Raw genomic sequence first — 15,051 nt, 5'->3', positions numbered from 1 at the left:
GCGGCGCGGCACCTTGCGGGGTGCCGCGCCGGATCGTTTCCGGCGCCTCAGCCGCGCAGGCTGCCGCCGGTCGCCTTGGTGACCTTCTCGACGATCTTCGCGGCCACGGCCTCGATCTCGGCATCGGTCAGGGTCTTGTCGCGGGGTTGCAGCCGCACGGTCAGCGCGATGGATTTCTTGCCTGCGCCCATCTGCGCCTCGGCCTTCTCGCCCGTGAACTGGTCGAAGATGCGCACGCTTTCGATCAGCGCCTTATCGGCGCCCGCGGCCGCGTTCACGGCAGTCAACGCCTCGACGCCCTCGTCCACCACGAAGGCGAAGTCCCGCTCCACCGCTTGCAGGTCCGACAGGTCGAGCGCCGGGCGGGTGGGGGTTTTCACCTTCGGGAAGGGCACGTTCTCGGGCCATATCGTGAAGGCGACGGCGGGGCCCTTCACATCCATCTCGCGCAGGATCTTCGGATGCACCTCGCCATAGACGCAGAGCGCCTTGGGGCCAAGCGCCATCACGCCCGCGCGGCCCGGATGCCACCAAGGCGCGACCTTGCGGTTGATCTGCATCTTCGCCGGGGCGCCGATCGCGGCCAGCACGGTCTCGGCATCGGCCTTGGCATCGAACAGGTCGACCGGCCGGCGCGAGCCATAGGGATCGCGCGGCGCGGCATGGCCCACCAGAAGGCCCGCGGCCTGCACCTGCTGATCGCCCGGCTCGCCGCCGGTGAAGGCCGGTCCCACCTCGAACAGCGCCAGATCGGCAAAGCCGCGCGCCTGGTTGCGGGCCGCCGCCTGCAACAGCCCCGCCAGCAGATCGGGCCGCATATGCGTCATCTCCGAGCTGATCGGGTTCTCGATCCGCGTCGCATCCGCGCCACCGCCGAAAAGCGTGGCGCTTTTCGCGTCGATGAAGCTGTAGGTGACGCATTCGTTGTAGCCAAGCGCCGCCATCATGCGCCGCACGGTCTTTTCGCGCACCTGCATCGGCGTCAGGACCGGCCCCGGCACGCCCACGCTTTCGCGCGCCATCGGCCGCCCGGCCAGCCGCGTCAGCGAGGCGATGCGCGCCACCTCCTCGATCAGGTCGGCCTCGCCCAGAATGTCGGGGCGCCAGCCGGGGGGCGTGACCATATCGCCCTTCAGCGTGAAGCCCAAGGCCTCCAGCGTCGCGCGCTGCTCGGCCGCGGGAATGTCCATGCCGACAAGGCTGATCACGCGCGCAGGGTCCAGCCGGTAGGCGCGGTCCACCTGCGGCACGGCGCCATCCATCACCACCGCAGAGGCCTCACCGCCGCACAGGTCCAGCACCATCTGCGTGGCCAGTTCCAGCCCCGGCAGGGTGAATTCCGGGTCCACGCCGCGCTCGAACCGGTAGCGCGCGTCCGAGTTGATCTTCAGCGCGCGCCCCGTGGCCGCGATGGTGATCGGGTCCCAATAGGCGCTTTCCAGGAAGACATCGACGGTGTCCCCGGTGCAGCCCGACGCCGCGCCCCCCATGATCCCGGCAAGGCTTTCGGGTTGCGCGTCGTCCGAGATCAGCATCATGCCTTCACGCAGCGTATAGGTCTTGTCGTCCAGCGCCAGCAGCGCTTCGCCGCCCTTCGCGGGATGGATGCGCAGATCGCCCTTCACCCTGGCCGCATCGAAAACGTGCAGCGGGCGGTTCAGATCGAAAGTGAAGAAATTGGTGATGTCGACCAGCGCCGAGATCGGACGCAGGCCGATGGCGCGCAGCCGCTGTTGCAGCCAGTCGGGGCTGGGGCCGTTCACCACGCCGCGGATCAGCCGCCCGGCGAAAAGCGGGCAGCCCTTTTGCTTCAGCGCGGGGTCGATATGCACCTTGATCGGGCTGTCGAACCCGCCGGGCACCGGCGCCACCTCAAGCGGCTTCAGCCGGCCAAGGCCGCGCGCCGCCAGATCGCGCGCGATGCCGCGCACGCCAAGCGCGTCGGGGCGGTTCGGCGTGATCTTGATATGGATCATCGGGTCCACCGTTTCGGGGCGATTCTCGGCCAGCCAGTCGGTGAATTTCTGTCCGACCTCGCCCGAGGGCAGCTCGATGATGCCGTTATGCTCGTCCGAAAGCTCCAGCTCGCGCTCCGAGGCCATCATGCCATGGCTTTCCACGCCGCGGATCTTGCCCACGCCAAGGGTGGTGTCGATGCCGGGCACATAATCGCCGGGCTTGCACAGCACGACGGTGATGCCCGCCCGCGCGTTCGGCGCGCCGCAGACGATCTGCTTTTCGCCCTCATCCGTCATCACGCGGCAGACGCGCAGCCGGTCGGCATCGGGGTGCTGCTCGGCATGCAGCACCTTGGCAAGGGTAAAGGCCGCCAGCCGCCCCGCCGGGTTCACGACCTCTTCGACCTCAAGGCCAAGATCGGTGAGGGCATAGGTGATCTCATCGAGGCTCGCCTCGGTCTCGAGATGGTCTTTCAGCCAGGAGAGGGTAAATTTCATTGGTCTAGCTCCCAGAGCTTAGCCAGCCATTGCGCGAACAGCGGCAGGACTAGCGAAGTAAAAACAGCGGCCGCGATGCTCCAGCCGTTCGCAGTGATGTTACGATAGGCACGCTTGTACCACGACATCGCAAGAGCCTCAGCCTCCCGTAGACCCGCAGCAGTCAATTGGGCCGAAGTGCCGAAGAGATCATCGGACGCAGTACTCACAAGCCCTTCCTGCTCCAAAAGAGACAGTTCGTACTCAACGGCTTCATGGTCAGGCGACACCTTGGACGAAAGATTCAGCGGATCACGACCCATTAACTGGTCACACGCCGGAAACCTGCCCTGATAGGGCGCGCCCTGGTCAGCGAGGAGGAGAAGCATCCGAGAACGAAGGGGGCGCAGTTTCACCTGCTCAACCCCCCGAACACCGTCGGAACGTCGCCGGCCGCAAAGCCGTAATGCCGCAGCCAGCGCAGGTCGCTCTCGAAGAAGGCCCGCAGGTCGGGGATGCCGTATTTCAGCATCGCCAGCCGGTCGATCCCCATGCCGAAGGCAAAGCCCTGCCATTCGTTCGGGTCGATCCCTCCCGCCTCCAGGACCTTCGGATGCATCATCCCCGAGCCCAGGATCTCCATCCAGGAATTGCCCTCGCCTATCTTCAGCTGACCGCCTTCCCAGGAACAGCGGATGTCAACCTCGGCCGAGGGTTCGGTGAAGGGGAAGTGGCTTGCGCGGAAGCGCAGCTCCACGTTCGGCACCTCGAAGAAGGCCTTGCAGAACTCTTCCAGCACCCATTTCAGGTTGGCCATCGAGATGTCCTTGCCGATCGCCATGCCCTCGACCTGGTGGAACATCGGCGCGTGGGTCTGGTCCATGTCCATGCGATAGACGCGGCCCGGCGCGATCACGCGGATCGGCGCGCCCTGTTCCTGCATCGCGCGGATCTGCACGGGGCTGGTATGGGTGCGCAGCACATGCGGCGGGCGCGGATCGGCCGGATCGCGCACCATGAAGAAGGTGTCGTGTTCCTGCCGGGCGGGATGCTCGGGCGCGATGTTCAGCGCGTCGAAATTATACCAGTCGGATTCGACCTGCGGCCCCTCGGCCACGGCAAAGCCCATATCGGCGAAGATCGCGGTCACCTCGTCCATCACCTGGCTGACCGGGTGGATCGTGCCGCGCGGGCGCGGGCGCGCGGGCAGCGTCACGTCCAGCCATTCGGTGGCCAGGCGCGCCTCGAGCGCGGCATCGGCAAGGGCGGCCTTGCGGGCGCGCAGGGCGGCGTCGAGCTCGTCCTTGAGGCGGTTCAGGGCGGCGCCGGTGGTCTGCCGCTCTTCCGGCGTCATCTGGCCCAGTTCCCGCATCTTCAGGCTGATCTCGCCCTTCTTGCCAAGCGCGGCAAGGCGGATCTCCTCAAGCGCGGCCTCATCCCCGGCCGCCGCGATCCCGTCGAGATATTTGCCCCTGAGCACATCGAGCGCGTTCATCGCTGTTCTCCTGTCTGGTCCGGCCCCGTGCTAGCCACAGCCCGACCCGATTTCAAGCACACCCCGTTGGGGCACAAAGAAAAACCCCGCGCATGGCGAAGCGCCAGCGCGGGGTTCTGAATTGCAATCCCCTTGGGGGAATTACGCAGCCGCGGCAGCCTTCGCCTTTTCAACGATGGCGCCAAAAGCTTCGGGTTCGTGGATGGCCAGATCGGCCAGCACCTTGCGGTCCACCTCGATCCCGGCAAGGCCAAGACCATTGATGAAGCGCGAATAGGTCATGTCGGCGTCGAAGGCGCGCACGGCCGCGTTGATCCGCTGGATCCACAGCGCGCGGAAATTGCGCTTGCGGGCCTTGCGGTCGCGGGTGGCATACTGGTTGGCCTTGTCGACGGCCTGGGTGGCGGTGCGGAAGTTGCGCGAACGGGCGGCATAGTAGCCTTTCGCCTTCTTCAGAACCTTCTTGTGAGCGGCATGGGTGACTTTGCCGGATTTAACGCGAGCCATTGTTCACTCCTTCCGATCAGCGGTTATAGGGCATGTATTTCTTGACGATCTTCGTGTCCGCATCGGACAGGATCATCGTGCCCGCGGTGTCGCGGATGAACTTCGGCGTGCGTTTGATCATGCCGTGGCGCTTGCCGGCGTTGCCGGCCTTCACCTTGCCGTTGGCGGTGAAGGTGAACCGCTTCTTGGCAGCGGATTTCGTCTTCATCTTGGGCATTTCCATCTCCTCTTTCGAGTGGGTATTCGCGCGACTCGGCATGCCTCTTCGGCCGGCCGCGCAGGCTTGCTAGAGCGCGCCTGATAGCCGGGCGCGCGTGCCTTGGCAAGAGAGAAAGGGGACCGGAACGCCCGCCTAGTGCAAAAGGCCACCGATCACGCGGCTTAAGACGCCGGGGATCTGCCCAGCGGTATAGCCCGCGGGGTTCGTCATGAAGGCCGCAAGGATCACCCGCCTCCGGGCCAGAACCGCCACCGCCGCCACGCGGGGCGGGCGGCTTTCGGAAAAGGCGGCCAGTGCCGAGGGCAGCGCAAGCGCCGCCACGATCAGGCCGGCAACAAGTAAAACGTCACTCTCCATCCCTCCGATCCGAAGGTCTCCGAAGGTCTCCGAAGGTCTCCGAAGGTCTCCGAAGGTCTCCGAAGGTCTCCGAAGGTCTCCGAAGGTCTCCGAAGGTCTCCGAAGGTCTCCGAAGGTCTCCGAAGGGGAGCTACTCCGGGTCGGTGCGGAAGATCAACCGTTCGTCACAGGGCGCCACGCGCAGGATGTTGGTGGTGCCCTGCACGTTGAACGGCACGCCCGCGGTCACGACGATCTGGTGGGTCTCGTCCGCGAAGCCGAAATCGCGCGCCGCCCGTGCCGCGTTGACGACCGCCATCTTGAACCGCTCCACCTCGTCGCAGCGCACGGTATGCACGCCCCAGGTCAGGCACAGCCTGCGCAGCGTGGAGGGAACCGGCGACAGCGCGATGATCGGCACGCGCGGGCGTTCGCGCGCGACAAGCCCGACGGTGCGGCCCGACTGGGTATAGCAGCAGATCGCCGAAATATCGGTCGTCTCGGCGATCTCGCGCGCGGCGGCAACGATGCCGTCGGCCACGGTCTGGCGCTGCGCGGTGCGGCTTGCCTCGATGATCTCGCGGTAGGTGGGATCGCTTTCGACCGACTGGGCGGTGGCATCCATCGTGCGGACCGCCTCGATCGGATAGCGGCCGGCGGCACTTTCGGCCGACAGCATCACCGCATCGGCGCCCTCATAGATCGCGGTCGCCACGTCCGACACCTCGGCCCGCGTGGGCATCGGGCTCTCGATCATGGATTCCAGCATCTGGGTTGCCACGATGACGGGCTTGGCCGCGGCCCGCGCGGCGCGCACAAGCTGCTTCTGGATCGGCGGCACGGCATGGACCGGCAGTTCCACCCCCAAATCGCCGCGCGCCACCATGATCCCGTCCGAGACCTTGAGGATCTCGGAGAAGGATTTGACCGCGGCGGGTTTTTCGATCTTGGACAGGATCGAGGCCCGCCCGCGCGCAAGGGTCCGCGCCTCGATCACGTCCTCGGGGCGCTGCACGAAGGACAGCGCCAGCCAGTCCACGCCCAGCTCGCAGGCGAATTCCAGATCCGTGCGGTCCTTGTCCGACAGCGCCGCCAGCGGCAGAACCACGTCGGGCACGTTCACCCCCTTGCGGTTCGAGATGGTGCCGCCCGCGGTTACGGTGCATTCGGCGAAATCCTTGCCGCATGCGCGCACCTTCATGCGGATCTTGCCGTCATTGACCAGAAGCTGCGCCCCCGGTTCGAGCGCGGCGAAAATCTCGGGATGGGGCAGGCAGACACGGTGCCCGTCGCCCTCGGCCGGATCCAGATCGAACCGGAAGGGTGCGCCCTCCTCAAGCTCGACCGCGCCCGAGGCGAACACGCCCACGCGCAGTTTCGGCCCCTGAAGGTCGGCCAGCACCGCGATCGGCCGGCCGGTATCGGCCTCGATCCGGCGGATGATGTCGAAGCGGGCGCGCTGTTCGTCATGCGTGCCGTGGCTCATGTTCAGGCGGAACACGTCGGCACCGGCCTCGAACAATGCGCGGATGGTCTCGTAATCGCTGGAAGCAGGGCCCAGCGTGGCCACGATCTTTACGTTGCGAAGGCGTCTCATACCTGCCTCGTTCTCTTTCAGGTTTCGTTTTTCGTGGGCCGCCCGCAGCTATGGCGCAAATTGTCGCGCAGGGCAACTGGCACAAGCCCGGCGCCTGTCGTAAACAGCCCGTGCAACAAGCGGACGACGCCCCGATGATCGAGCCAGCCTTTGAAACCGTCGGCGCCACGCGGCCCTCCCGCTGGCTGGTGACATGCGATCACGCCACAAACCGCGTGCCCGACTGGGTGAATGCCGGCGATCTGGGCATCGCGCCCGAGGACATGGCCCGCCATATCGCCTATGACGTGGGCGCCGCGGGGCTTTCGCGCCGCCTGGCCGAACGCCTGGACAGCCCCGCGATCCTGTCGCGCTTTTCGCGCCTCGTGATCGACCCGAACCGCGGCGAGGACGATCCGACCCTTGTGATGCGGCTTTACGACGGCACCATCATCCCGGCCAACCGCACCGCCGGCCCCCCCGAGGTCGAGCAGCGCCTGGCCCGGCTTTACCGCCCCTATCACGCCGCCTATGCCGATCTGGCCGGCCGCCGCCCCGATACGGTGATCTGCGCGATCCACAGCTTTACCCCCTGCCTGCGCGGACGGGCGCCCCGGCCCTGGCAGGTCGGCGTGCTTTATTCGCACCGCGACGAACGGCTGGCCCTGCCGCTGATCGCGGCGCTCATGGCCACCGGGCTTCAGGTCGGCGACAACGAACCCTATTCGGGCCATCTCGACGGCGACTCGATCGACCGCCACGCGCTTGGCCCCGGCCGCCCCAATGTGCTGGTAGAGGTGCGCAACGACCTGATCGCGCAGCCCGACGGCCAGATCGCCTGGGCGGACCGGCTGGCGCCGATCCTGCAACAGGTGCTTGCACGAAGCGGGCTTTAGGCCCGGCGCGCAGGCAGGCTCAGACGCCCGCCTTGCGGCTTTCCTCCAGATAGATCTCGCGCAGGCGCAGGCTGACCGGGCCGGGCTTGCCCCCGCCCACGGCCTTGCCGTCGATCTCGACCACCGGCATTACGAAAGCCGAAGCCGAAGTGATGAAGGCCTCGTCGGCGGCCTGCGCCTCTTCGATGGTGAAGGGGCGTTCCTCGACCGCCATCTGCGCCTCGGCGGCGAAGCGCAGCACCGCGGCACGGGTGATGCCGTGCAGGATGTCATTGCCCAGCTGGCGCGTGACGATCTTGCCGCCCGTCACGATATAGGCGTTGTTCGAGGTGCCCTCGGTGACCGCCCCGTCCTCGACCATCCAGGCATCGTCCACCCCGGCCTTCTTGGCCATCATCTTGCCCATCGAGGGATAAAGCAGCTGCACCGTCTTGATGTCGCGCCGGCCCCAGCGGATATCCTCGATGCTGACGATCCGCATTCCGGTCTTCGCCTGCGGGCTGTCGGCCAGGCCGGGCTTGGACTGCGTGAACAGAACCACCGTCGGCTTGGTGACAGCCGGATCGGGAAAGGCAAAGTCGCGGTCACCCGGATTGCCGCGCGTGACCTGCAAATAGACCAGCCCGTCCTCGACCCCGTTGCGCGCCACGATCTCGCGGTGAACGGCCAGCCATTCGTCCTCGGACATCGGGTTCTCGATCTCAAGCTCGGACAACGAGCGGGCAAGCCGCTTCGTATGGCCGGCAAAGTCGATCAGCTTGCCGCCCAGAACCGAGGTCACCTCATAGACGCCATCCGCCATGAGAAAGCCGCGGTCGAAAACCGACACGCGCGCCTCGGCCTCGGGCAGGAAGGCGCCATTCACATAGACAATCCGGTTCATCTGCGGCTCCTTGCGCGCTGAAAATCTTGCCACCGCTTTTGCGGCGCGGGGCCGAAGGCGTCAAGCCCCGATGCCGCTCAGCCCCAAAGCGCGGCTTCGGGCGGATGAACACCCTCGGCATCGTAATGCAACGGGTGGTCCCGGTCCTCGGCCAGAAGAAGCGGCCCGTCCAGATCGACGATCTCGGCCCCCTGCGCCACCAGGACCGCGGGCGCCATCGCCAGCGAAGATCCGACCATGCAGCCCACCATCACGCCATACCCTTCGGTCCGGGCCAGATCGCGCAGCGCAAGCGCCTCGGTCAGGCCGCCGGCCTTGTCGAGCTTCACGTTCACCATGTCATACTTGCCCGCAAGCGCGGCAAGGCTCGCACGGTCATGACAGCTTTCGTCGGCGCAAACCGGCAGGGGGCGTGCGATCTCGGCCAGCATCTCGTCGGCGCCCGCCGGAAGCGGCTGCTCCACCATGGCCACGCCAAGGCGCACCAGATGCGGGGCAAGATCCTCATAGATCCCGGCGGTCCAGCCCTCGTTCGCATCCACGATGATCCGCGCCGCGGGGGCCCCGGCACGCACCGCTTCCAGCCGGGCCATGTCATCGGGCGTGCCCAGCTTGATCTTGAGGATCGGCCGATGCGCATGCCGCGCGGCGGCGGCACGCATCCGCTCCGGCGTATCAAGCGACAGGGTGAAGGCCGTCACCACCGGCCCCGGCACTGCCAGCCCCGCCATCTCCCAGATACGCCGGCCCGCGCGCTTGGCCTCCAGATCCCACAAGGCACAATCCACGGCATTGCGCGCGGCCCCGGCCGGCAGCGCCTCCTGCAAGGCGCCGCGGGTGATCTCGTCGGGCAGCGCCCCGATCTGCGCGGCCACGCTGTCCAGCGTTTCGCCATAGCGCGCATAGGGCACGCATTCGCCCCGGCCCTCGACGCCATCGCGCGACACCCGCACCGTCAGCACCCGCGCCTCGCTGCGCGACCCGCGCGAGATCGTGAATACCTCCGCCAACCGGAACACATCCTGCGAAACCGAAATCATCCGCCCGCCTTTCACCTCGATAAAAATATCCCCGCCGGAGGCTTCCGCCCCGGCCACGGGCCCAAGCCTGTCAGATCGCGGCCAGCGCGTCCACCAGCACCCCCGCCCCGAACCGGAACGGATCGGTCGCGGGAAGGCCCATGCGCCGCTCCAGCCCGCCCAGGTATTCGCGCGCGGCCGCCGCGTCCATATGCTGGGTATTGACGGAAATCCCCACCACCGCGCAGGCCGGGTTGGCCACCCGCGCAAGGCCGAGGGCGGTATCGCGCAATGTTTCAAGCGCGGGCAGGGTATAGCCGGGCAGACCCCGCATATGGCTGCGTGTCGGTTCATGCGACAGGATCAGCGCATCGGGCTGGCCGCCATGGATCAGCGCCATCGTCACCCCCGAATAGGAGACATGGAACAGGCTGCCCTGCCCCTCGATCAGGTCCCAGTGATCGGCATCGTTGTTCGGCGTCAGATATTCGATCGAGCCCGCCATGAAATCCGCCACGACCGCATCGAGCGGCACCCCGTCCCCGGTAATCAGGATCCCGGTCTGCCCGGTCGCACGAAAGCTGGCCTTCATACCGCGCGCGCGCATCTCGCGTTCCATGCAAAGCGCAGTATACATCTTTCCGACCGAGCAATCCGTGCCTACCGCCAGACAGCGTTTGCCGCTGCGCTTGATCCCGTTGGCGATCGGGTAATCCACTGCGGGCACACGCACATCGTGCAGGCTGCGCCCCACGGCTTTCGCAACGGCCGCCAGATCGGGTTCGTCACGCAGCAGGTTGTGCAGGCCCGAGGCCAGATCGAACCCCTCTTCCAGCGCCTGCACCAGAACCTTCTTCCACGCCTGAGAGATCACGCCACCCCGGTTCGCCACCCCGATGACCAATGTCCGGCACCCCGCGGCCTTCGCCTCTGCAAGGCTCATGTCGGGCAAGCCCATATCGGCCTGACACCCCTCCATGCGGAACTGCGCACGCGCGAATTCCGGGCGCCAGTCCCTGATCCCCTGCGCCACCTTCGCGGCAAGCCGGTCGGGCGCATCGCCCAGGAACAGAAGGTAGGGGGTCTCGATCATCGACATGGCGCGCTCCGTTGGCTGACAGGGTCAGGATAGCGCGCAACTGCGGAAGTTCATGGGCTTTTCACCCCACGAAACAAGCCCCCGCGCACGATCGTCCGGTTTTTCATCGGATTTGACGAAGTATTTTGCACAAGCCGGAAGATCTGTCGGACTCCGTTCCGCGATTCTGCACCTGCGAAAGGGCGCTTGAAAGCAACCGCGCAATAATCTATCCCCACGGGCGATCCTACCGAAACATCGTTGCGAAAGGCCCCGCCAATGAGCTTCCGCGTCCAACCCGCCGCCCCGGCCCGTCCCAACCGCTGCCAGCTTTTCGGCCCCGGCTCGCGCCCCGCGATCTTCGAGAAGATGGCCGGATCGGCGGCCGACGTGATCAACCTCGACCTCGAGGATTCGGTCGCGCCCGACGACAAGGCGCAGGCCCGCGCCAACATCATCCAGGCCAGCCACGAGATCGACTGGGGCCGGAAATACCTGTCGGTCCGCATCAACGGCCTCGACACGCCCTATTGGTATCGCGATGTCGTGGACCTGCTCGAACAGGGGTCCGAGCGGATCGACCAGATCATGATCCCAAAGGTCGGCTGCGCGGCCGATGTCTATGCCGTGGACGCGCTCGTGACCGCGATCGAGGCCGCCAAGGGCCGCAAGAAGCGCATCTCGCTTGAGGTCATCATCGAATCCGCCGCCGGCATCGCCCATGTCGAGGAAATCGCGGCCTCCAGCCCCCGCCTTCAGGCCATGAGCCTGGGCGCGGCCGATTTCGCGGCCTCGATGGGCATGGCGACCACCGGCATCGGCGGCACGCAGGAAAACTACTACATGCTGCGCGAGGGCGCGAAATACTGGTCGGACCCGTGGCACTGGGCGCAGACCGCCATCGTGGCGGCCTGCCGCACCCACGGCATCCTGCCGGTGGACGGCCCGTTCGGCGATTTCTCGGATGACGAGGGGTTCCGCGCCCAGGCGCTGCGCTCGGCCACGCTTGGCATGGTGGGCAAATGGGCGATCCACCCCAGGCAGGTCGCGCTGTCGAACGAGGTCTTCACCCCCTCGGAAGCCGCCGTCACCGAAGCGCGCGAGATCCTTGCCGCGATGGAGGATGCCAAGGCCCGCGGCGAAGGGGCAACCGTCTACAAGGGCCGTCTGGTCGACATTGCCTCGATCAAGCAGGCCGAGGTGATTGTCAGGCAGTCCGAAATGATTAATCTGTGACGAATCCGTGATCGATTCGATTCCCGGAGCGGCGATGCGGGGAGGCATTGCCAGCATGAGGGAACAGCGACGCCCCGGTGAAAGCCGGGGCGTTTCCTATTCCGCATCCGGCGCGGCCAGCGGCAGGCGGATCTCGGTCAGCAGATCCGCCGCCGCAACCTCGTTCGGATCATTGAGGTAAAGCTCGTAGGGCGGGCGGCGGATATGGCTTTCGCCCGAGGAGGGATACCATTCCTCGCCCAGCACCCGATAGGCTTCGGGCAGGCCGTCATAGGGGCCGCGATGCAGCAAAACGGCATAGCGCCCGGCAGGATAGCGCAACTCCTCGATCGGGGCGGCGATCGGGAACGCCTCGCTGACCAGGAAGGCGGCATGCGATCGCAGATCCGCCTCGGGGGTGACACGGGGATTGTCATAACTGACCATCGCGCATCCCTCGACCTCGGGCCAAAGCGCACGCGCCTCGATCAGCCCGGACAGTTCCTGAAACGCGGCCCCGACCTTGTGGTAAGCGCCCCGATGCGGCAGCGCGGCCATCCGCACGGCGTGCAGGTTCCTGATCTGGACAGCTTCGGCCATGGCAGCCCCCTTTTGCATGCGTTGCGGGGCAAACCCCCGATCACAAGCCCAATATAGCACGATCCGCCGTCTTGCGCGCCGCCGTCCACGCCCCTGGCAGGCATCGGCCCGCACATGCGCCTCTGGTTGCATTTCCGCCCCTCCGGCTTCATATAGGCGCTGTTCCGTAACGGAGGGATCCGATGACGACCTATCTCGAGTTCGAAAAGCCGCTGGCCGAAATCGAAGGCAAGGCAGAAGAACTGCGTGCCCTGGCCCGCAAGAACGAAGAGATGGATGTCGAGAAAGAGGCCGCCGCGCTCGACAAGAAGGCCGCCGACCTGCTGTGCGACCTTTACAAGGACCTCTCTCCCTGGCGCAAATGCCAGGTGGCCCGCCACCCGGACCGGCCCCATTGCAAGGATTACATCGACGCGCTTTTCACAGAATTCACGCCGCTGGCGGGGGATCGCAACTTTGCCGACGACCATGCGGTTATGGGCGGCATCGCGCGGCTGAACGATGAGCCGGTGGTGGTGATCGGCCATGAGAAGGGCCATGACACCAACAGCCGCATCCGGCACAATTTCGGCATGGCGCGCCCCGAAGGCTATCGCAAGGCGATCCGCCTGATGGACATGGCGGACCGTTTCGGCCTGCCGGTCGTGACGCTGATCGACACCCCCGGCGCCTATCCCGGCAAGGGCGCGGAAGAGCGCGGCCAATCCGAGGCGATCGCGCGCTCGACCCAGAAATGCCTGACCATCGGCGTGCCACTGATCTCGGTCATCGTGGGCGAGGGCGGCTCGGGTGGGGCGGTGGCCTTTGCCACCGCGGACCGCGTGGCGATGCTGGAACATTCCGTCTATTCGGTGATCTCGCCTGAAGGCTGCGCCTCGATCCTGTGGAAGGACGCGGAAAAGATGCGCGAGGCCGCCGAGGCGCTGCGCCTGACCGCGCAGGACCTCAGGAAGCTGGGCGTGATCGACCGCATCATCAAGGAACCGACAGGCGGGGCCCAACGCGGCCGCGATGCGGCGATTGCCGCGGTCGGTTCGGAAATCGCGCTGATGCTGGCCGAGATGTCGGGGCGCAAATCCTCGGATCTGGTCAAGGAACGCCGCCGCCGCTATCTCGATCTGGGGAACAAGGGGCTGGCGGCCTGATCCGCGCGGCCGGTTACTGCCTGGCACCCACCCCGAAGCCCGCCTCGGCCATCAGTCGGTCCGACGCAGTTTCGACATCGGCCTCCAGCCGCGCCATGAATGCCGGAACCTCAAGTCCGGCGGGGATACGGGGCAGAAACTCCACCACCGCAAGGCCCGGCTTGCGAAACATCGAGCGGCGCGGCCAGAACACGCCCACATTGGTGGCAACCGGCACGCAATCCTGCCCCAGTTCGCGGTAAAGCGCCCCGGAACCGATCTTGTAGGGCGCCTTCACGCCGGGCGCGACGCGCGTGCCCTGCGAAAAGATGATAAGCTGGCCGCCGCGCATCCGCTCCGAAGCGGCCGCGCTCAGCATTGTCTTGATCGCCCGGCTTTTCTTGCCGCGATCGACGGGAATGCAGCCGATCAGATAGGCATACCAGCCGACGAACGGCGTCCAGACCAGTTCCTTCTTCATGATGAAGCGGCCCCGCGGGACGGCACGGAAGATCAGGATGATGTCGAGAAAGCTTTGATGCTTGGCGCCGATCAGCACGTCATCGGTTGGGGGCGTCCCGCGCACCTCGCTGCGCAACCCGATCAGCCAGCGTGCCGTGAACACGACCCAGTGGCAGTAAAGCCGGCAGACCCAAAGTGCTGCCCGGCGTCCGCCCAGAACCGCAACCGGCAACAGCCCCACGGCAATCACCGCCAGCGCCATATACATCTGCACGATGAAAACGACCGAACGGACATATTGGATCGCGTAGCTCATCTGATCCCCCGCAGCATGCGCAGCGCCGCCGCGCGGGTCGCCACGAAGGCAACGATAGCGGCCAGCGGCGGAATGACCAGCGGCCAAAGCCAGTGCCAGCCCTGAAATCCGAGGCCGGTCAGGAACCCGCCTGCGGGGTCCGCATCCGGCAGCGCGGCCACGGCCAGAAGCCCAAGCACGGTTCCCGCCCCCGCCCCCGCAAAGCCGCGCAACGTGAAGCGGCGCACGAAGGCCCTGGCAATGAAGGTATCGCGCGCGCCCACAAGCCGCAGAACCCGGATCACCTGGCCATTGGCGGCAAGCGCGGCCTGCGCGGCAAGCGTGATCATGCCCGCCGTGGCCACGCAGATCAGCACCAAGGAAATCAGCCCGAGCGTGCGCAGCCGTTCGGCCGCGGCCACCAGCGGGCGGCGCCAGCGGGTATGGTCGTCCAGCACCGCGCCGGGGGCCTCGGCCGAGAGGCGCAGGCGCAGGCCCTCGGCATCGATGCCGTCGCCCGTCTCGGTCATCTCGATCAGCTGCGGCAGGGGCAGGCTTTCGACCGGCAGGTCGGGGCCGAACCACGGGTCCAGAAGCGCGCGCATCTCGTCCTGCTCCAGCGCGCGAAAGCTTGCAACGCCGGGCGTGGTTTCCAGAACCTCCAGAACGGAACGGGTCTGCGCGGCCATCTGGTCGGGCGGCGCCGAGATGCGGATCGTGGCCGAGCGCGCCAGCGCATCGGACCAGCGATCGGCCAGCCGCCCCGTCGCAAGCGACAGGGCCAGCGCAAACACCGCCAGAAAGGCCATCGCGGCAGCGGTCAGGACGGTCAGCCGCGCGGTGAACCCCGTCGGCGGCACCACCCGGTCGGGGCTGCGCGGATCGCCCGCGATCATCGTGACGAACAACC

16 protein-coding genes are annotated in these 15,051 nt (G+C 66.6%); 3 read left to right on the top strand and 13 right to left on the bottom strand.

The genetic code is table 11. The features are described from left to right. Positions 1-47: 47 nt before the first annotated feature. The 7 genes from pheT to pyk all read right to left on the bottom strand — a co-directional run bounded on the left by pheT (position 48) and on the right by pyk (position 6,590). Positions 48-2,456, bottom strand: a complete 2,409-nt coding sequence (gene pheT / locus AC4PTO_RS02480) for a phenylalanine--tRNA ligase subunit beta (protein ID WP_492731528.1) — start codon at positions 2,454-2,456, stop codon at positions 48-50. Further along, complete coding sequence (locus AC4PTO_RS02475; RefSeq protein WP_492731523.1) at positions 2,453-2,851, bottom strand: hypothetical protein; 399 nt, start codon at positions 2,849-2,851, stop codon at positions 2,453-2,455. Before AC4PTO_RS02475 ends, pheT begins: the two co-directional genes overlap by 4 nt. Next, positions 2,848-3,930, bottom strand: coding sequence for a phenylalanine--tRNA ligase subunit alpha (pheS, locus tag AC4PTO_RS02470; RefSeq protein ID WP_492731521.1), 1,083 nt, complete (start codon positions 3,928-3,930; stop codon positions 2,848-2,850). The genes AC4PTO_RS02475 and pheS overlap by 4 nt, the downstream gene beginning before the upstream one ends. Positions 3,931-4,071: 141 nt before the next feature. Then, the gene (rplT, locus tag AC4PTO_RS02465) at positions 4,072-4,437 is read right to left on the bottom strand and encodes a 50S ribosomal protein L20 (protein WP_492731519.1); all 366 of its coding nucleotides are present in this window, start codon (positions 4,435-4,437) and stop codon (positions 4,072-4,074) included. A 16-nt stretch (positions 4,438-4,453) separates the two neighbouring features. Further along, on the bottom strand, positions 4,454-4,654 hold the full coding sequence (rpmI, locus tag AC4PTO_RS02460; RefSeq protein WP_492731517.1) for a 50S ribosomal protein L35: 201 nt from the start codon (positions 4,652-4,654) through the stop codon (positions 4,454-4,456). A 135-nt stretch (positions 4,655-4,789) separates the two neighbouring features. After that, on the bottom strand, positions 4,790-5,014 hold the full coding sequence (locus tag AC4PTO_RS02455; protein ID WP_492731515.1) for a hypothetical protein: 225 nt from the start codon (positions 5,012-5,014) through the stop codon (positions 4,790-4,792). 130 nt (positions 5,015-5,144) lie between these two features. Next, positions 5,145-6,590, bottom strand: coding sequence for a pyruvate kinase (gene pyk / locus AC4PTO_RS02450; RefSeq protein WP_492731513.1), 1,446 nt, complete (start codon positions 6,588-6,590; stop codon positions 5,145-5,147). Positions 6,591-6,724: 134 nt separating this feature from the next. On the opposite strand from pyk, the gene AC4PTO_RS02445 reads away from it, so the two are divergent. After that, a complete protein-coding gene (locus AC4PTO_RS02445; RefSeq protein ID WP_492731512.1) occupies positions 6,725-7,465 on the top strand; it encodes an N-formylglutamate amidohydrolase in 741 nt (246 codons plus the stop codon). Between the two features lie 19 nt (positions 7,466-7,484). Here the strand turns inward: AC4PTO_RS02445 and AC4PTO_RS02440 are convergent, their stop codons facing one another. The 3 genes from AC4PTO_RS02440 to dgcN all read right to left on the bottom strand — a co-directional run bounded on the left by AC4PTO_RS02440 (position 7,485) and on the right by dgcN (position 10,460). Beyond that, complete coding sequence (locus tag AC4PTO_RS02440; RefSeq protein WP_492731510.1) at positions 7,485-8,348, bottom strand: D-amino-acid transaminase; 864 nt, start codon at positions 8,346-8,348, stop codon at positions 7,485-7,487. Between the two features lie 77 nt (positions 8,349-8,425). Next, on the bottom strand, positions 8,426-9,388 hold the full coding sequence (gene dgcA, locus AC4PTO_RS02435; protein ID WP_492731508.1) for an N-acetyl-D-Glu racemase DgcA: 963 nt from the start codon (positions 9,386-9,388) through the stop codon (positions 8,426-8,428). A gap of 70 nt (positions 9,389-9,458) precedes the next feature. Continuing rightward, positions 9,459-10,460 carry an N-acetyltransferase DgcN gene (gene dgcN, locus AC4PTO_RS02430; protein WP_492733509.1) on the bottom strand — a complete coding sequence of 334 codons (1,002 nt, stop codon included), beginning with the start codon at positions 10,458-10,460 and terminating at the stop codon, positions 9,459-9,461. A 264-nt stretch (positions 10,461-10,724) separates the two neighbouring features. Here dgcN and AC4PTO_RS02425 point away from each other — a divergent pair, with 264 nt between their 5' ends. Continuing rightward, positions 10,725-11,681 carry an L-malyl-CoA/beta-methylmalyl-CoA lyase gene (locus AC4PTO_RS02425; RefSeq protein WP_492731506.1) on the top strand — a complete coding sequence of 319 codons (957 nt, stop codon included), beginning with the start codon at positions 10,725-10,727 and terminating at the stop codon, positions 11,679-11,681. 96 nt (positions 11,682-11,777) lie between these two features. Here AC4PTO_RS02425 and AC4PTO_RS02420 read toward each other — a convergent pair whose 3' ends face one another. Next, positions 11,778-12,260, bottom strand: a complete 483-nt coding sequence (locus AC4PTO_RS02420; protein ID WP_492731505.1) for an AraC family transcriptional regulator — start codon at positions 12,258-12,260, stop codon at positions 11,778-11,780. A 182-nt stretch (positions 12,261-12,442) separates the two neighbouring features. On the opposite strand from AC4PTO_RS02420, the gene AC4PTO_RS02415 reads away from it, so the two are divergent. Then, positions 12,443-13,405, top strand: a complete 963-nt coding sequence (locus AC4PTO_RS02415; protein ID WP_492731503.1) for an acetyl-CoA carboxylase carboxyltransferase subunit alpha — start codon at positions 12,443-12,445, stop codon at positions 13,403-13,405. A gap of 13 nt (positions 13,406-13,418) precedes the next feature. On the opposite strand, the gene AC4PTO_RS02410 is transcribed toward AC4PTO_RS02415, so the two are convergent. Both AC4PTO_RS02410 and AC4PTO_RS02405 read right to left on the bottom strand, forming a co-directional pair. After that, on the bottom strand, positions 13,419-14,162 hold the full coding sequence (locus tag AC4PTO_RS02410; protein WP_492731501.1) for a lysophospholipid acyltransferase family protein: 744 nt from the start codon (positions 14,160-14,162) through the stop codon (positions 13,419-13,421). Next, the gene (locus tag AC4PTO_RS02405) at positions 14,159-15,037 is read right to left on the bottom strand and encodes a cell division protein FtsX (RefSeq protein WP_492733507.1); all 879 of its coding nucleotides are present in this window, start codon (positions 15,035-15,037) and stop codon (positions 14,159-14,161) included. The genes AC4PTO_RS02410 and AC4PTO_RS02405 overlap by 4 nt, the downstream gene beginning before the upstream one ends. Positions 15,038-15,051 lie beyond the last annotated feature (14 nt).

This window comes from Rhodobacter maritimus, from assembly GCF_058747975.1.
Note: the sequence above shows the minus strand (reverse complement) of the source record. Positions and strands in the feature narration are given on the sequence as shown.

What these genes read in the sequence shown, in the direction of transcription:
- rplT (WP_492731519.1), bottom strand. Translation starts at nt 4,437, where the DNA reads ATGGCTCGCGTTAAATCCGGCAAAGTCACCCATGCCGCTCACAAGAAG.
- rpmI (WP_492731517.1), bottom strand. Translation starts at nt 4,654, where the DNA reads ATGCCCAAGATGAAGACGAAATCCGCTGCCAAGAAGCGGTTCACCTTC.
- AC4PTO_RS02425 (WP_492731506.1), top strand. Translation starts at nt 10,725, where the DNA reads ATGAGCTTCCGCGTCCAACCCGCCGCCCCGGCCCGTCCCAACCGCTGC.
- pyk (WP_492731513.1), bottom strand. Translation starts at nt 6,590, where the DNA reads ATGAGACGCCTTCGCAACGTAAAGATCGTGGCCACGCTGGGCCCTGCT.
- dgcN (WP_492733509.1), bottom strand. Translation starts at nt 10,460, where the DNA reads ATGATCGAGACCCCCTACCTTCTGTTCCTGGGCGATGCGCCCGACCGG.
- pheT (WP_492731528.1), bottom strand. Translation starts at nt 2,456, where the DNA reads ATGAAATTTACCCTCTCCTGGCTGAAAGACCATCTCGAGACCGAGGCG.
- AC4PTO_RS02455 (WP_492731515.1), bottom strand. Translation starts at nt 5,014, where the DNA reads ATGGAGAGTGACGTTTTACTTGTTGCCGGCCTGATCGTGGCGGCGCTT.
- AC4PTO_RS02415 (WP_492731503.1), top strand. Translation starts at nt 12,443, where the DNA reads ATGACGACCTATCTCGAGTTCGAAAAGCCGCTGGCCGAAATCGAAGGC.
- AC4PTO_RS02405 (WP_492733507.1), bottom strand. Translation starts at nt 15,037, where the DNA reads ATGATCGCGGGCGATCCGCGCAGCCCCGACCGGGTGGTGCCGCCGACG.
- pheS (WP_492731521.1), bottom strand. Translation starts at nt 3,930, where the DNA reads ATGAACGCGCTCGATGTGCTCAGGGGCAAATATCTCGACGGGATCGCG.
- AC4PTO_RS02440 (WP_492731510.1), bottom strand. Translation starts at nt 8,348, where the DNA reads ATGAACCGGATTGTCTATGTGAATGGCGCCTTCCTGCCCGAGGCCGAG.
- dgcA (WP_492731508.1), bottom strand. Translation starts at nt 9,388, where the DNA reads ATGATTTCGGTTTCGCAGGATGTGTTCCGGTTGGCGGAGGTATTCACG.
- AC4PTO_RS02420 (WP_492731505.1), bottom strand. Translation starts at nt 12,260, where the DNA reads ATGGCCGAAGCTGTCCAGATCAGGAACCTGCACGCCGTGCGGATGGCC.
- AC4PTO_RS02410 (WP_492731501.1), bottom strand. Translation starts at nt 14,162, where the DNA reads ATGAGCTACGCGATCCAATATGTCCGTTCGGTCGTTTTCATCGTGCAG.
- AC4PTO_RS02445 (WP_492731512.1), top strand. Translation starts at nt 6,725, where the DNA reads ATGATCGAGCCAGCCTTTGAAACCGTCGGCGCCACGCGGCCCTCCCGC.